The sequence below is a fragment of the Flavobacterium sp. WC2421 genome, from assembly GCF_040822115.1.
Taxonomy (GTDB): Bacteria; Bacteroidota; Bacteroidia; order Flavobacteriales; family Flavobacteriaceae; genus Flavobacterium.
In genome coordinates, this window is the sequence record NZ_CP162004.1 from 2,711,905 (window position 1) to 2,729,416 (window position 17,512).

Sequence of the window (17,512 nt, forward strand, 5' to 3'; positions counted from 1 at the left end):
TGAGCAGCTTAATTGTTAACTATCTTTTTTCTTTAAAATTCTACCTCTAGGCTCATCACCTTCATGGAGGACTATTTCAGAATGCAGGAACTCTGCAGCCGAGGCTGAATCTTTGACTTTGATGGAAGAACGTTCCAGCATTTCGAACTCGAATTCTTTTAATACACTTTCTCTCAATCCTACTTTTCTCCATTGAGAAAAAGGTTGACATCCACTATAGATTCTCTTAGCTAAAGAAAGCGCATCCAGTAGTGCTTGATTTGCTCCTTGTCCTTTGAATGGACTCATTGGGTGTGCTGCATCGCCTATCACGGTTACATTTCCTGCCTTTTCTAATAATACTGTTTCTAGTAATTTTCGGTCGTACACGGGATAGCCAGAAACATGACTTTCTGGAGTCGCCGCTAAAATCTGTGGAATAGGATCGTGCCATTGCGTCCTGCGACAGGCTTCTTCCTTCAGTGCTCGTGGTCCTTGAGAACTTAATTCCTTCGCCTCTTTTTCTGACATGGGGAAACTCAATTGCCACATTACCGAGTCTGTTTTATAAGGCATCATGTAAATTCGTTCATGGCCATTGGCAGTTTGAAATACGGTGGCCGAGTCCAGCAAAGAACTATTTAGTCCTTCAAGATCCGCCAAAGGACAAATACCCAAAATCACAATACAATCTAGATAACGCAAGGGAGTACTGTTTTCACCAATCAGCAACTTCCTAACGGAACTACGAATACCATCGGCACCAACCACAAGATCTGCTGTTGCCTTTTTCTTCTCTCCATTTACCTCAAAGGTGAGATGAACACCACTCTCTTTTGATTCTTTAATATGGACCAACTGATGTCCCCATTGTACCGAATCATTTCCGCCAAGTTGCTCCAAGAGCGCTAAGCGCAAAGACTGTCTTGCGATGTGTACGTTGGTCCGTTTTGAAGATGTTTTCTCATCATTCTGCATCCGTTTTCTAATTCCCCACTCTCCAATCACTTTTCCTTCTTGAGTATGAACGAGATGTCTTGTTGAAAGTACTCCTTCTTTTAATGAGAAAATCCCCAATCCTTCGATCGCTTTGCTAGCTTGCTGCAATGTAAGTCCATAACCCTGAGATCGAGCATCAAAGTTGGTATCGCGTTCATAAAGGGTAAAAGGGATTCCGCGGTGCAAGCAAGCCACAGCTAGAGCAACTCCACCTATACCACCACCAATAATAGCAACGTGTGGAAAGTTTTCTTTATCAGCAATAGGAGGGCTGTCAGAAGCAATCAAGCCAGACCCATTGCAGTTCATGCAGGTATATAAGTGCCCTTTTGGAGGAATAGGCGCTACTCCTTTACCATTTGTTTTTTCAAATAGATCAATTGCTATCTGGTAGCGGTCTCGCAATTTCTTAGATAGTCCCCGACTTTTTTTGCCGCGACCTCTACAATCGGGACACAAAGTCCAGCTTGTTGCTGTATTTTCTACCTTTTTCAATTTCTCTTTATTTCACTTGATTTTAACCCAAATGGGTATTTATTTTCAACTACTTTCTCCAGCCTCTAGCCAATTTAGAACTTATGAAAACGAGTGTTTTCAGTGGTACGAAAATACGATTAAAAACGATATTTCCAATAAGTATGTTACTGGATAGGGACTGCTGTTGCCTTTTTATAAATCTATATGACGATAATCTAGTTGCACGGTTTTAGTACTTAGGCAGGGGAATTTTATACACTTTGTCACTGCGAGGAACGAAGCAATCTCATCTAGTATTTCCGTTGCAATAGTTTTTTAGTTTTATTGTTATGTTTGAGTGAGATAGCTTCGTTCCTCGCTACGACTTTAAGTCTGGTATAATATTGGTTTCTCACTATATTTCTACAATATTGTCATTCCGAAGAATTAGGAATCTCATCCAGTATTTTCGTTGCAATAGTTTTTTATTTTTTTGTTGATGTTTTAGTGAGATAGCTTCGTTCCTCTCTATGACTTTGATTAAGGGAAACCGTAAACGTCATTATTTAGCATAGGTTTAATAGCCACGGTAGTAGTGAAAGGTTTTGCAGGGAGAAAACCACTTTTTTCTGGTTGAGGCAGAGCGACCAAAGGAAGCTCCTGCAACAGCCTAGAAAAAGGGTTTTATTACAAAAAGACTGTAACGAATGACGGGATAAGCTCCTAAAAAAAACTAAAATGTATTTAATTTACAGCAATTCTTCGACGTGGCGCTTGATGTTTTCGGCAATTTTTTTGGTAGGTAAATCATTGTCGTCATGGCCAAAAGGATCTTCGATTTCTTCGGCAATTAACTCTAAGCTTGCCAAAACGTAGAATATGAAAACTACTACAGGAATCACATAATACCCCAAATTAAATACGTACCCAAATGGTAAGGTCATCACGTAAAAGAAAATGAATTTCTTGATAAAAGCACTGTAAGAATAGGGGATGGGCGTATTCTTGATTCTTTCGCAAGCACCACAAATATCAGTCAAAGACTGGATCTCGTGGTTCAAAATAATGAGTTGGTCACCCGTTATTTTCTTAGAATTATAAAGGTCATTGATCTTGTGAAATAAAATTTTGGCCACTTGATTGGGTCTGTGTTTGTGGTGCTCGATGATGATATCTTCAAAAAGTTGCTTGCTGGTTTCTTCGTCTTTTAAATGTTTGTTCAGGATAGAAGCATAGCTAGGAATTAGCTTTCTAAAAAAAGCACGATCTGATTCTTCCTTTAAAATCACAGAAAGTTTTATAGCTAGATTTCGAGAGTTATTCACCAAACTTCCCCATATTTTACGTCCTTCCCACCAGCGATCGTAAGCGGTATTAGTCCTGAAAACGAGCAATAATGAAATCACAAATCCCAGCATGCCATGCATGATAGAAATGTTCTTGACATGACTGTTTTCTGGCAATTCCCAATATTCGATTTCAAGATAGGCAATCCCAGCTGAATAGGTACCTATGAAAATCATCATGGGAATCAGCTGCCGAAAAGTGTCGGCTTTGTGAAAACGAAAAATAAACGTAATCCAGTCTTTTGGGTTGTATGAAATCATTTTAGTAAGTCGAAAGTTAAAAAGTCCTAAAGTCGTAAAGTCTGAGGATTGCACTTAGAAGTTATTTACCGAAAACCAGATGATTACTTTATCTAATTTCAAGAATTCTTTTTATAATGTCTATGTTCTATTCCTCAGATTTGCTACAAATCTAATTTAAAATTGGATAGCTCCCGCTAATTCTTTCAACGCAATTTCGGATAATTTTGCCTGAAACTGGGCATCGCTATAACGGACTTTAGCATTGACATAATTCAATTGCGCCGTTCTAAATTCGAGTGTGGTAATAGTACCAATATGGAATTTATCTAAGGTTATATCTAAATTTTGTTTGGCAATCGCTTCATTTGTCTCTTCCAAATCAATCAATTCTAAATTGGTTAAATAGGTTTGGTAGGAAGTAGCCAATTGCGTGTTTAAGGCTTGATTTTGTTGCTCTATTTGCAGGGTTGAATTTTCAATTTCAATGTTGGCAATGGTCTCATTTCTTTTTTGCGCAAAGCCATCAAACAAGTTCAAAGAAGCACTAAAACCATAATTTAATCCACGTGCCGATGATTGCGTAGTAAAACCAAGACTGGAATGACTTTCGGCAAAATTATAACCAGTATTCACTTTTACAGTAGGGTAGCGCCCTGATTTTACTTGTTTTAATTCGAGTTCAGCTACTTTTTTACTGATGACTAAAGCTTCTATTTGTGGGTTTTGCTTTTCGGCTAATGCCTTTAATTCGGCAAATTCCAGTTTGCTTTCCATCGTAAAATCTGAAACGACTTTAAAATCAATTTGGGTATCTCTAGCCAAAAGCTGATTGAGTGCGATCTTAGAATTTTTATATAATTCTTGTTGTCTTAGCAAAGTCACTTTATCCGTATTGATGTCTACCTGCGCGTTTAAAACCTCCAGTTTAGATGCTTTACCAATTGTAAACCGATTTTTGGCCAGATTCACTCTTTGATTCGAAATAACAATAGTAGTGTCTAAAGCTGCCAATTGTTGCTGTTGCTGTACCAAATTGTAATAAGCGGTTTGCACATCGCTTATTTTTGTAATAATGGTGAGTTTCAACTGGGTTTCACCTAGTTTTTGTAATTCTTGCAATTGATCTTTTCTAGCAAACATTTTAAAGCCATCAAAAATAGTCCAATCCAGACCCACGCCATAATTTAAACTGTTGCTTTTGGCATTATTCAAACTGGTTGAAGTACCATCAGTACGGGTTTGTGACAAATTTTGCAGGTTGTTGTTTTGCGTTATAGAGGCAGTGGCTTTGGGTAACATTCCCGCATTTCCTGCTGTCACATTCGTTTGATCTATTTTTAAATCGTTTTTGGCAATCTTAATTTCGTAATTGTTTTCTAAGGCTATTTTTACAGCATCTTCTAATGATAATACTTCCTGTGCATTTCCTTTAATGAAACAGAAGAACAGCAATAGTACACTTTTGAATATTATTTTCATGTTCGTCTTTTTATTTACTTTCGTTTTCATATTCCTCAATGTGTTCAAATTCTGGGTAATGCTTGCGGGCTTTAGACCACATAAAATAAAGTGCTGGAATTACAAATAAGGTTAATACCAATGAGAAAATAGTTCCTCCTACAATTACAACTCCCATTCCAATTCTACTTGTCGAAGCGGCACCAAGCGACATAGCGATTGGTAAAGCTCCCAAGGAAATCGCTAAACTTGTCATTAAAATAGGTCTCAATCGTGCCTCCGAAGCTTCTAGAATGGCTTGTAGTTTTGGTTTGCCTTGTTCCCGAAGCTGATTCGCAAATTCGACAATTAAGATTCCGTTTTTGGTTACTAAACCTATTAGCATTACAGTTCCAATTTGGCTAAAAATATTCCAAGTTTGGTCAAATAACCATAAGGAAAATAAGGCTCCTGCCACGGCCATAGGAACGGTAAGTATAATGATAAACGGATCAATGAAACTTTCAAATTGTGCCGCCAAGATTAAAAATATTAATAGTAAAGCCAATCCAAAAGCAAAAGAAGTATTCGAACTACTCTCTACAAAATCCCTAGATTCTCCACCTAAATCGGTAGTAAAAGTATCGTCAAGTACTTTGGCTCTAATTTGTTCCATAGCTTCAATTCCATCATTGATACTTTTGCCTGGAGCGAGCGCCGCAGAAACAGTAGCCGACATGAATCGATTGTTATGATACAACTGTGGCGGTTTACTTTGTTCCTCGATACTCACAATATTATCCATTTGGATTAAATCCCCTTTGTTGTTTTTAACATACATTGAGGTTAAATCCAATGGTTTCGAACGGTCTTTTTGGTCAAATTGTCCAATAACTTGGTATTGTTTTCCTTTTTTCATGAAATAGCCAAAACGCTGTCCGCTTAAGGATAATTGCAAAGTTTGTGCAATATCAATTACTGAAATACCTAAACTCTCCGCTTTTTCACGGTCAATAGTTACGTTGATTTCGGGTTTGTTGAATTTCAAATTCACATCGGTCATGGCAAAAGTAGGATTGTTGGCCGCTTCCTCCATAAATAATGGAATTTTCTCTTCTAACTTAGCAAAACTTTGGGTTTGAATGATGTATTGAATAGGCAAACCACCACGTCTATTTACGGCGATGGTAGGCTGTTGTGTCACTGATGTTTTGGCATCCGGATATTGTTTGGTCCATTTGGTTAATTTTTCGGCAATTTCATCTTGGGATAGTTTTCTTTCACTTGGTTCTTTTAACGAAAGACGCATAAAACCACTATTCACTGAGGAAGATCCAAAACCAGGGGAAGTCACGACCAAACTTACTTTTTTCTCTGGAATAGAGTCATCTACCAATTGGGCGATTTCTTGCATGAATCGGTCCGTATATTCATAACTCGCGCCTTCAGGAGCAGTCATTCTTAGAATTAAAGAACTACGGTCATCATAAGGTGCAGTTTCTTTTTGGATCAAATTATAAAAAACAAAAATCAAAGCAAAGCAAGCAAATAAGATGGGGAAACTCCACCATTTTTTAGCCATAAAACGACTTAGCGCATCGGCATAATTAGTGTTTAATTTTTGGAAATACGGTTCGGTTAAAACGTAGAATTTTGATTTTTTTTGTTCGCCACCTTTCATTAAATAGGCATTCAACATGGGTGTAAGAGTTAACGATACAAAGGCCGAAATTAAAACCGCCGCACCAATAACGACACCAAACTCTCGAAAGAGTCGGCCCACAAATCCTTCCAGAAATATTACAGGTAAGAATACTGCAGCTAAGGTGATTGAAATAGAGATTACTGCAAAAAAGATTTCGTTAGACCCTTTAATAGCTGCCTCGATAGGCGTCATACCTTCTTCTACTTTTTTGAAAATATTTTCGGTGACAACAATTCCGTCATCAACTACTAATCCTGTTGCTAAAACAATGGCTAATAAGGTCAAAACATTGATTGAAAAACCAAACAACCACATGATGAAAAAGGTTGCAATCAAAGAAACTGGGATGTCAATTAAAGGTCTAAAAGCAATAGCCCAATCTCTAAAAAATAAGTAGATAATTAAAATTACCAAAAGAATAGAAATCCCCAAGGTTTCGGCCACTTCCAGTACTGATTTTTTTACAAAAATGGTATTGTCAAGCGCAATGTTTAATTTGATATCCTTTGGCAAATCCTTCTTTAACGCTTCGAATTGCTCATAAAAAGATTTCGAAATATCTAGATAATTTGCGCCTGGACGAGGAACAATCGCAAGACCAATCAATGGTAAACCCGACTGACTTAATTTGGTTTCGATATTTTCAGGACCTAATTCAGCTCTTCCCACATCACTTAAACGGACAATTTTATCACCATTCGTTCGGATGATGATGTTATTGAATTCTTCGGCTGTTGCTAAGTTTCCAACCGTTTTTACGGTCAACTCCGTATTATCACCCGTTAATTTTCCTGAAGGCAATTCGACATTTTGTGCATTCAATGCGGTGCGCACTTCGGCTACTGTCAATCCGTAGGAAGCTAGTTTTACAGGATCAATCCAAAGTCGCATGGCGTAGCGCTTTTGACCCCAAATTTGAACACCACTTACCCCAGGAATGGTTTCTAAACGTTGTGAAATTACATTTTCCGCATAATCACTTAATTCTAGTGGACTACGAGTGTCACTTTGTACGGTCATCGAAATAATTGCATCACTATTGGCATCAGCCTTAGAAACTACAGGTGGCGCATCAATATCTTGTGGTAAGCTTCGAATGGCTTGAGATACTTTGTCACGAACATCATTGGCGGCTTCTTCTAAGTCTTTATCTAAGTTAAATTCTACCGTGATATTGCTACTTCCTTGTGCACTGGAAGAAGTGATATTTCTAATTCCGTCAATCGAGTTGATTGCTTTTTCAAGTGGTTCCGTAATTTGTGACTCTATAATATCACTATTAGCACCAGTATAATTGGTACGAATAGAAACTTGAGCGGGATCTATAGAAGGAAATTCTCGAACGCCAAGGTAGGTATATCCTATAATCCCAAATAATACTATTGTTAAATTCATAACAATAGTCATCACGGGTCTTTTAATACTTAGTGTAGATAAACTCATTTAGATTTTTTATTTTTTTATTGCTGATTTGAAGGCTAAGATGTCGACTTTGAATCGGATACCCTAAATCTATTTAACGGTTACTTTAACAGGAGCATCATTTTTTAATGCCATTACACCAGTTGTAATTACAGTATCACCCGCTTTTAATCCCGATAAAATTAATAGAGAAGCATCCGTTCTAGTGGCAGTTTCCACCATTATTTCTTTGGCTTTTCCCATATCAGAAATGAACACTTTTTTACCGTTTTGCACTGGAATCACTGCTTGGCTAGGAACAACAATGGCATCTTTAATGACATCTAGTGGTAATTCGACATTAGCAAAAGTTCCAGGTAACAATTTCCCATCTTTATTATCTGTAATCGCACGAACTTGTAATGTTCTGGTAGCAATTTCTACAGCTGGCTCTATAGCATATACTTTGGCTGAATACGTATCAGAAGATCCCGCCACTGTAAAATTCAGATTAGTGTTATTTTTTATTTGATTGGCATATTTTTCAGGAATCGAAAAGGTGATTTTTAATTGACCAATGTTCACGAGTTTGGCTACTAAAACTGTAGGAGTAATATAGGTTCCTTTGGAAATCGAACGCAAACCAATTCTACCTGAAAACGGAGCTCTTACTGCTGTTTTAGCAATTTGGGCTTTAATCAATTGGCTTTGCGCGCGAGTGGATGCATATTCAGCTCTTGCTACATCATACTCTTCCTGGCTGATGGCTTCTTTTTGTAATAAAAGTTTAGCTCTTCGCTCGTTTTCAGAGGCTAAACTTTCTTTAGTATTGGCTTGACTCAGTTGTGCTCTTAATTCGGTGTCATTGACTTTAAAAAGTAATTGTCCTTTACTGACACTACTTCCTTCTTGAAAATTAATACTTTCTACAATTCCCGATACTTCGGAACGTATTTCCACCTGTTCATTGGCCTCAATAGAACCAGATAGTGATAAATTGTTGTCAAATGTTTGTGGTTGGACCACAATTCCAGACAAACGCATCGCTTTTGGATTTCCTGATTTATCATTTCCTACTTCCGATTTTTCTTTATTTTCCATAATTCGATACGTGATAAAAGCACCGAAACCAACAATTATTAAAGTGTATATAAAGTATTTTATTTTCATAGTTATTGGTTAAAGAAAGATTAGGTATTTATAATTTTATGTTAAAAAAACAAATTTAGGTTTTCATATCGGAATCAGCAATTTGTTAATTTTTATTTAACACTTGTCTATACAAATATTTTAATAAATGGAAAAAAATGAATGAATCCTCAGAAATAGTAATGAAGAGGCCCATTTTTAAAATTCAGAAAAACAATTGATATCATTCTTAAATGGTAATAGGACGTTAAAATGGTTAAAAGGTTTAAAGGAAAAGGGAAAAATATTTTAAAAAAAATACTAACTGATATAGTTCCAAATATTTTTCTTTTTGGTCAATTCAATATAAACTGCTCTTAGGGAAGCATGTTCTGGTTTTTGCAACGGAGCATCTTCTTTTAATATTTTCATGGCATGGTTTCTGGCTAACGCCAAAATGTCTCTGTCTTTTACAATATCAGCAATTTGAAGATTAAGTACACCACTTTGCTGCGTTCCCATTAAGTTTCCAGGACCACGAAGTTTAAGGTCGACTTCGGCAATTTCAAAACCATCGTTAGTACTCACCATGGTTTCCATTCGGGTTTTACTATCCGAACTCAATTTATGACTCGTCATCAAGATGCAATAACTTTGGTCGGCACCACGCCCTACGCGACCTCGTAACTGGTGTAGTTGTGAAAGGCCAAAACGTTCCGCACTTTCTATAATCATTACTGAAGCATTGGGTACATTAACACCCACCTCTATTACAGTAGTTGCGACCATTATATTGGTTTTACCTTCGGAGAAGCGTTTCATTTCAGCATCTTTATCGGCAGGTTTCATTTTTCCGTGTAAAATTGAAATGGCATATTGGGGTAGCGGAAAATCACGAGAAATACTCTCATAACCGTCCATTAAATCTTTGAAATCCATTTTCTCCGATTCTTGAATCAGCGGATAAACAATGTAAATTTGGCGTCCTATCGCAATTTCATCGCGTATGAATTTCCAAACTTTTAAGCGGTTGCTATCAAAACGATGTACCGTTTGAATGGGTTTTCTTCCCGGAGGCAATTCATCAATCACAGAGATATCTAGATCGCCATACAAACTCATCGCCAGTGTTCTTGGAATAGGAGTTGCGGTCATCACTAAAACATGTGGTGGAATCACGTTTTTCTTCCACAATTTAGAGCGCTGCTCCACACCAAAACGGTGTTGCTCATCAATTACTGCTAATCCTAAATTTTTGAATTTCACCTTGTCTTCTAGCAATGCATGTGTGCCAATCAGGATTTGCAAAGTCCCATTTTCTAGTTCTTCGTGAATGATTCTTCGTGCTGCAGTCTTACTTGAACCAGTGAGTAGTTTAATGTTAATATTCAGTTCCTTAGCTAATTCTGATAATCCTATAAAATGCTGATTTGCCAAGATTTCGGTAGGTGCCATCAAGCAGGCTTGAAAACCATTATCAAGCGCCAATAACATCGTCATAAATGCCACAATCGTTTTTCCAGAACCTACGTCACCTTGTAATAATCGGTTCATTTGGGCATTGCTACCCATGTCCGTTCTTATTTCTTTAATCACTCTTTTTTGTGCTCCCGTGAGTTCAAAAGGCAGGTGATTTTGATAAAATTCATTGAAAAATTCACCTACAACAGTAAAAGGATGCCCTTTGATTTTATGTTTCTGAATCAGGTTTTTAGTAATTAACTGCAACTGAATAAAAAACAATTCTTCAAATTTTAATCGAAATTGGGCTTTCGCCAAAGCTTCGGTGCTTTTAGGAAAATGGATATTGATTAAAGCGTCTTTTTTAGAAATCAGCTTTAGTTCAGCAATGAGATAATCCGGAAGCGTTTCGGTAAACAAAGTATGCGTTTCAAGAAACAACTGTTGCATGATTTTGTTAATCGTACGGTTTGAAATACCTCGATTTGTGAGTGTTTCTGTCGAAGGATAAACGGGTTGCATGGCGGAGCGTAAACTTTTTTCATGTTCGCTCAATAATTCAATTTCAGGATGTGACATATTGTACATACCATTGAACGACGTGCATTTTCCAAAAATAACGCAAACCTCATTGATTTTGAGTGATTCACGAACCCATTTATGTCCTTGAAACCATACTAGTTCCATTTGTCCAGTATCGTCGACAAACGTTGCTACTAATCGTTTCCTGCCTTTACCAAACTCCACCGTTTTGACATTGATAATTTTACCAATGATTTGAACTTCGGCTACATTATTTTGCAATTCATTGATTTTGTAATAACGGGTGCGATCAATGTAACGGTTGGGGTAAAAATTGATTAAATCGGCATACTTATGAATCCCCAATTCCTTGCGTAGCAATTCGCCCCGACTGGGACCAACGCCTTTCAAATATTCAATGGGAGTAAGTAGGAGGTTATTCATTTGACTGTATTGGACGCGGGTAACACGGATTTGCAAATGCAAAACACAGATTAATGCGGATTTTTATTTTGATGAAGCGAAGATAGTTTTTTGTTTGGAAATTTGGAAATGGGACGGATGGAATGTGATGTAGGAAAAAAGTGTATATTTGAAATATGATTTTAGAAATAAAAAAAATAAAATGAAAAAAATAGTATTACTCTTCACATTTTTGTTTGTTTTGAATGTTTTCTCACAGCAAAAAAAAATGTGGGCTAAATCAATTATTAATCAAAAGGCGCCAAAAATCACTGTTGAAAAATGGCTTTCTGATAAGCCTAATACAAAAGGAAAATTTATCTTAATAGATTTTTGGGCAACTTGGTGTGGTCCGTGTAAAAGAGCTATTCCAGAATTGAATAAGTTTAAAACAGAATTTGAAAATGATCTTGTAGTAATAGGTATTAGCGATGAAACAAAAGAGGAAGTAAATAAACTTATTGACCCTAAAATTGAGTATTATAGTGCAATTGATACCAATAGAAAAATGTATGATTTTCTAGGGATAGCTGCTATTCCACATTGTATTTTAATAGATCCTGATGGGATTATACGTTGGGAAGGTTACCCGATATTAAGAGGATATGAATTAACATCTGAAGTTATAAAAAAGATCATTGGGGAATATAAAAAATAAAATATTTTCACTAAAACACTTTTAAAGGATTTAAAGATTTTTTAATTTTTGGTATAATAATTACGATGCAAAGAATAATTTTAGAAAGGAATCTTGATTTTAAACAATTTCAAAATTTATTTATTTTGACATTTAGTTGCTTAATTACATTATTTGCAATGTTGTATTCATTGCGATCTAATGAATTTATTTACATTAAATTAGGATTGTTTGCTTTTAGCCTCATTTTCATATTAGTGATGTTTACCAAGAAAGGGTTGGTGGTTAAAAAGAATGAATTGTATAATGGAGTTTTTTTATTTGAAAAATTGACTTATAAAAAAGCAATTAAATGTGATTTTAAAATAGTAACCGTTTTTAAAGGAAGGTTATCTACTAACTATAATTACTCCTATGACATTAAAGAATTTCACAATTGGGAGCCTGATTTAAACACTACTGTAGTAAGTTTTACTTTAAATTTGCTTAATCAAAATCATACAAAAAAAATCAAAGTGATTACATTAACAAAAGTGGATAAAACAAAAATAGCTGTTGATTTTATACTAGCCAATACTTCTTTAAAATATGAAATTTTTAATCCAGTCTTTAACTAATTCAAAATATTAGTATGATAAAAATTGTTACTTCTTTTATTTTGTTGATCTCAATTTCCGTTTACAGTCAGGATTTTGAAGGTAAAATTGAATATAAATTATCGTATTATCAAACGGATAGTAAAGCGATTATTGATTCTCCTGAAATTATAAAATTTCTGGGAGGTACATCTACATTTATAACCAAGAAAGGATTTTATAAACAAATTACGAACTCGCAATATATGGCTTTTCAACTGTATGATCCCAAGGAAAATAGGTTGTACATGAAGAGTAAAATAGATTCGGATACGTTATTTTATATCGTTGCTTCAAAAATTAAAAACACCAAGTTCGAGTATGAAATTATTAAAAATGCCGATACTATCTTGGGACATGTTTGTGATAAATTAAGTGTTCGAGACAGTGTAGGAAAACAAGACTATTATTTTGCAAATGATTTGAAAGTAAGTCCAGAATATTTTCAAAATTTCACCGCTTTTAATAAAAATAAAATTACTGATATTATGAAATCAGTATTTCTTAGAGTTGATTATTATTTTATCGATTTTATTGCAAGAATGGAAGCTACAGCTATTATCGAAACTAAAGAAAATAATGAAGAGTTTCTTTTACCTCCATATAAAATTTTACTTGAAAAATAAATACTTTTTATTTAAAGAAACTTATAAATTTACTACTTGAAAAAACTTTTCAACCTTCAAATTATTAAAATATAAATTCAGACAAATCCCAAAATGAAGAAAACAACAACCCCATTTTTATTCAAATTAGTATTTCTAATTTTCACTATTCTATTGATTAGTTTACCACATGCTGTAGCGCAAAATAAAACGGCAGAACTAGATAAATTAATGAATCAAGCTCATGCAAGTGGTGTATTTAATGGGACTGTTTTAGTTGCTGAAAATGGAAAAGTGATTTATCGCAAAGCTTTTGGCTATGCCAATAAAGAAACAAAACAGTTATTAAAACCAGAATTTTGTTTTGATTTGGCATCTGTTTCTAAGCAATTCACTGCTATGGGAATAATGATTTTAAAAGAAAGAAATAAGCTTTCGTACGATGATAAAATCACCAAGTATTTCCCTGAATTCCCTGTTTATGGGAAGGATATTACAATACGGAATTTACTAAATCAAACATCGGGTATGCCATTATATCAGCCATTCGCTAAGAAATATAACCTGACGAATGCTGAAATTTTAAAAATAATAGAAGAAAGAGAAGCGTTGGACGCTGGCATTGGAGAGCGCTATGTGTATAATAATGCTGGTTACGTTATGTTGGGTTTAATTGTAGAAAAAGTTTCGAATAAGTCCTTAGCAGCATTTTTGAAAGAAAATATTTTTAAGCCATTAAAAATGAAAAATACTTTGGTTGGGGATACACCAAAAATTGATTTAAAAAATAGAGCTATTGGTTATACTGTTATTGGTGAACTTGACGATTATGTAGTTTCACACACGGGTTCTACAAGTATGTTTTCAAATGTTGATGATTTGTTTTTATGGGATCAAGCTTTATATACTGAAAAGTTAGTTTCTAAAAAAACTATGCAAGAAGCGTTTACTCCTGTTGTTTTAAATGATGGTTCAGTATCTAATTACGGTTTTGGATGGTTTGTTACTCCAGAAAAAAAATCAGTTAACCACTCAGGAAGTGATTTTGGTTACCGTGCGTTTATCATGAGGGATTTAGAGAAAAAAAGCACTTATATCTGGCTTACGAATGCTGGAAATGCTATTAATAAAGATGAGATGAATGTGGCGATAGAAAACATATTAGCGTCTAAACCTTATGAAATTCCTAAGATTACCGTTTTTTCAGAATTACAAAAAGCATTAGAAGTAAACTCGGTAGATGATGCTATTGCAAAAACGACTAAATCTATACAATCGAAGCCAAATGAGTATGCAATGGACGATGCTGCTATTAATGAATTGGGTTACAAATTCCTTAACGAAAAGAAATTATCGGAAGCCTTTTCGATATTTAAATTTAATGTTCTAATAAATCCAAACTCTTCAAATGTTTATGATAGTTTAGGAGAGGCTTATCTATTGCAAAAAGACACCGCAAATGCTGTCGAAAATTATAAAAAATCAGTGGCACTAAATCCAGATAATGCAAATGCAAAAAACGTTTTAAAAAAATTAGGGATTGCAACAACTGATTTAATTACTGATGTTACAGTTGCTCCAGAAGTTCTTAAAAGCTATTTGGGTAGATATCAGTTAAATGAAAATTATTTTTTTACAGTAACCGAGGATAAAGGGCAATTATATATTCAAGGAACTAACGAAAAAATTACAACTGTATATCCAATGGCGCAAAATAGATTTTATAGTAAAATAATTACAGCTCAGTTTACTTTTAATAGCGATAAAAATGGACATGTTGATAGCTTGACATTAAATATGGGAAAAGATATGAATGCTAAAAAAGTGGAATAAGTCACTATTAAAATATTTGTCTTAGAACTTTTAATAAATCATCGATAGCAATACTAATGAAAAAACACATTCTTCTAACAACCTTATTTTTAATAGTCAGTTCTACTTTTTCTTTTGGTCAAACCGTAAAAAACGAATTAAAAATTAGCCCAATTACGACTAATTTTTATGTTTACACTACCTATAAAATGTTTGGCGCTAAAAAACAAGATGCCAATGCGATGTATGTGGTTACTCCAGCTGGTGTTATTCTTTTTGATTCCCCTTGGGATGATTTTCCATATCAATTGTTATTGGATAGTATTGAAGCAAAACATCATAAAAAAGTAGTTTTGGCACTATCCACACATTCTCATGAAGATAGAACTTCAGGAATTGATTTCTACAAACAACATGGAATAAAAACCTATACCACTAAGAAAACAGATAAAATTTCGAAAGAAAATAAAAGACCAAGGGCTGAATTCCTAATGACTAAAGATTCTGTTTTCAATATTGGTGGATTTAAGTTTGAAACCTTTTATGGCGGTGAAGGGCATACAAAAGATAATATTGTAGTTTGGTTTGATCAACAGAAAGTGCTTTATGGGGGATGCTTAGTAAAGAGCATAGATGCTACAGACTTAGAATATGTTGGAGAAGCTAATATAAAGCAATGGCCAAATACAATTAAACGGGTGCAAGCTAGATTCAAAAACCCAAAATACATTATTACAGGACATCATGATTGGACAAGTACAAATGCTTTAAGTCATACTTTAGATTTATTGGAAGAAAATAAAAAAACAAAGTGATCCATGATTGATCTTAATTATTTCGACAATTTCTAACCCTATTTTAGAAAAGCAATAAAATAAAAAAAAGTTGATTTTTGAATTAGAATATTATATTTCCTCAAATTTGCAAAAGCATTACAACAAAATTAAACATAAAATATAAAAAATGATAATTGATAAAATTGAAAATTATGGCCTTTACGCTAACCTAACCGAAAGATTAGCTAGAGGATTTGAATTTATTAAAAATACTGATTTGGTTTCAATAGAAGCAGGGACCTATGAAATTGAGGATAAAGTCGTATTTGCTATTGTTCAGGAATACGATACAAAAGAAATCAAAGATTGTGTACTCGAAGGTCATACAAAATATATCGATATTCAATATGTGATTGAAGGGTCTGAATTAATTGGGGTAAGTACCAAAAATGATCAAAAAGTAGTGACTAGTGATTTAGATAAAGATTACACTTTTTATGAAGGGGAAACAACATATTTAAAACTGGAGGCAGGAATGTTTACGGTGTTTTTTCCAGATGATTTGCACAGACCAAGTGTAAAAGATGGAGAAAGCACCAGAGTTAAAAAAGTAGTTGTCAAGGTTTTGATTTAAAAAGTAAAAATTAAAAGTTACTTATCCGAAAGTGCTATCACTTTCGGATTTTTTTTGCGCTTAAAACTAAACAGTATTTTCTAATTTAATAAAATTGTGAATTCTACTTTAAACACAATATCTTTGGAACAATAACAAAAACTGTAAAAAATGACAACGCATCTCGCACTCCTTCGTGGTATCAATGTTTCTGGACATAATATGATGAAAATGGATTTATTAAAAACGACTTTGGAGAAAATAGGTTTTACCAATGTGGCTACCTATATTCAATCAGGTAATGTTTTTGTAGATTCTGAAGAAGAAAGTGCTGCCAAAGTTGGTTTCATCATCAAACAAGAAATTTTTAAAGCATTTGGACATGATGTACCAACGATTGTAATAGGAATAGAAGATTTAAAAAAATGTTTTACCAACAATCCTTTTTTGAAAGAGAAAGAATTGGACATCAAAAAAATATATGTGGCTTTTGTTTCTAAAGAATTGCGTTCTGAAAATATCAATGATTTAAAAATTAGTCAGTTTAAACCAGATGAAGCCCAAATTGACGGCAACAGAATCTTTATTAAATATGCCGTAGGTGCAGGAAAAACTCGATTAGACCAAAAATACATTGAGAAAAAATTAAGTCTTACTGCAACGATTAGAAATTGGAATACAGTAACGCAGTTGTTGAAAATGTATGAAGAACGATAAAAGAATTTAAAAATGATTAAATTGAAGCAACCTTTACTATCAAATAGCATCTTGTAAGAAATTTAAACGTTGATAAAAATGAAAAAATCAATTATTTTTTGTGCTTTGCTAGCCCTTTTTTGTTCTTGTTCCAATGACAATATAAAAGCGATCACAACCGCGTATCATGGAAAATGGGAATTATACAAAATGTCTGGAAACTTGCCAAATTCTGAAACTACTGGTACAGGAATGGAGTGGCAAGAGAGTTACACTTTCAAAACTGATGGTAGCTTTACTAAATCCAGAACTAGAAATGGAGAAAAAACGGAACTGTCAGGAACCTATGTTTTTTCAAAAGTGCAAGAGGAGTCTTTTCTGGAATTAACCTATAAAATCGATAGTGATATAATAGGGAGTTGTTATGGAAATAATAAGGAAGAGCTTTATATCCTGCCCAATTCAATTTTGTCAAGTACTTGGAGAAATTGTGATGGTCCAGGATTAGAATATAAAAAAGTAAACTAGGAAGTTGTTTTAATACGAAGCTACTATTGTTTAAAGATAAAAAGAACTTCTCTTTTAATCTTTAAACAATA

The 17,512-nt window shown here is 34.3% G+C and carries 14 protein-coding genes; 8 read left to right on the forward strand and 6 right to left on the reverse strand.

All coding sequences use genetic code 11. The annotated features are described in order from the left end of the window. Positions 1 to 15: 15 nt before the first annotated feature. From AB3G33_RS11580 to recG, 6 genes are all read right to left on the reverse strand, one after another. A complete protein-coding gene (locus tag AB3G33_RS11580) occupies positions 16 to 1,473 on the reverse strand; it encodes an FAD-dependent oxidoreductase (protein ID WP_367769603.1) in 1,458 nt (485 codons plus the stop codon). A 710-nt stretch (positions 1,474 to 2,183) separates the two neighbouring features. Next, positions 2,184 to 3,041, reverse strand: a complete 858-nt coding sequence (locus AB3G33_RS11585) for a bestrophin family protein (RefSeq protein WP_367769606.1) — start codon at positions 3,039 to 3,041, stop codon at positions 2,184 to 2,186. Between the two features lie 156 nt (positions 3,042 to 3,197). Then, entirely contained in the window at positions 3,198 to 4,502 is a 1,305-nt protein-coding gene (locus AB3G33_RS11590; RefSeq protein ID WP_367769609.1) for a TolC family protein, read from the reverse strand. Between the two features lie 10 nt (positions 4,503 to 4,512). Next, positions 4,513 to 7,608, reverse strand: coding sequence for an efflux RND transporter permease subunit (locus tag AB3G33_RS11595; protein WP_367769612.1), 3,096 nt, complete (start codon positions 7,606 to 7,608; stop codon positions 4,513 to 4,515). Positions 7,609 to 7,677: 69 nt separating this feature from the next. Continuing rightward, positions 7,678 to 8,736 carry an efflux RND transporter periplasmic adaptor subunit gene (locus AB3G33_RS11600; protein WP_367769614.1) on the reverse strand — a complete coding sequence of 353 codons (1,059 nt, stop codon included), beginning with the start codon at positions 8,734 to 8,736 and terminating at the stop codon, positions 7,678 to 7,680. A gap of 279 nt (positions 8,737 to 9,015) precedes the next feature. Then, positions 9,016 to 11,121 carry an ATP-dependent DNA helicase RecG gene (recG, locus tag AB3G33_RS11605; RefSeq protein WP_367769616.1) on the reverse strand — a complete coding sequence of 702 codons (2,106 nt, stop codon included), beginning with the start codon at positions 11,119 to 11,121 and terminating at the stop codon, positions 9,016 to 9,018. A gap of 181 nt (positions 11,122 to 11,302) precedes the next feature. Here recG and AB3G33_RS11610 point away from each other — a divergent pair, with 181 nt between their 5' ends. From AB3G33_RS11610 to AB3G33_RS11645, 8 genes are all read left to right on the forward strand, one after another. Then, positions 11,303 to 11,797 (forward strand): TlpA family protein disulfide reductase, encoded by a 495-nt coding sequence (locus AB3G33_RS11610; protein ID WP_367769619.1) that lies wholly within the window; start codon positions 11,303 to 11,305, stop codon positions 11,795 to 11,797. Positions 11,798 to 11,922: 125 nt separating this feature from the next. Then, positions 11,923 to 12,393 (forward strand): hypothetical protein, encoded by a 471-nt coding sequence (locus AB3G33_RS11615; protein ID WP_367769621.1) that lies wholly within the window; start codon positions 11,923 to 11,925, stop codon positions 12,391 to 12,393. A 14-nt stretch (positions 12,394 to 12,407) separates the two neighbouring features. Then, positions 12,408 to 13,037 carry a hypothetical protein gene (locus AB3G33_RS11620; RefSeq protein WP_367769624.1) on the forward strand — a complete coding sequence of 210 codons (630 nt, stop codon included), beginning with the start codon at positions 12,408 to 12,410 and terminating at the stop codon, positions 13,035 to 13,037. A gap of 93 nt (positions 13,038 to 13,130) precedes the next feature. Then, a complete protein-coding gene (locus AB3G33_RS11625) occupies positions 13,131 to 14,849 on the forward strand; it encodes a serine hydrolase (protein ID WP_367769627.1) in 1,719 nt (572 codons plus the stop codon). Positions 14,850 to 14,905: 56 nt separating this feature from the next. Beyond that, the gene (bla, locus tag AB3G33_RS11630) at positions 14,906 to 15,643 is read left to right on the forward strand and encodes a BlaB/IND/MUS family subclass B1 metallo-beta-lactamase (protein WP_367752846.1); all 738 of its coding nucleotides are present in this window, start codon (positions 14,906 to 14,908) and stop codon (positions 15,641 to 15,643) included. A gap of 148 nt (positions 15,644 to 15,791) precedes the next feature. Then, entirely contained in the window at positions 15,792 to 16,238 is a 447-nt protein-coding gene (locus tag AB3G33_RS11635) for a YhcH/YjgK/YiaL family protein (RefSeq protein ID WP_367769629.1), read from the forward strand. Positions 16,239 to 16,388: 150 nt separating this feature from the next. Further along, positions 16,389 to 16,934 carry a DUF1697 domain-containing protein gene (locus tag AB3G33_RS11640; protein ID WP_367752849.1) on the forward strand — a complete coding sequence of 182 codons (546 nt, stop codon included), beginning with the start codon at positions 16,389 to 16,391 and terminating at the stop codon, positions 16,932 to 16,934. Between the two features lie 78 nt (positions 16,935 to 17,012). After that, positions 17,013 to 17,441, forward strand: coding sequence for a hypothetical protein (locus tag AB3G33_RS11645; RefSeq protein WP_367769632.1), 429 nt, complete (start codon positions 17,013 to 17,015; stop codon positions 17,439 to 17,441). Positions 17,442 to 17,512 lie beyond the last annotated feature (71 nt).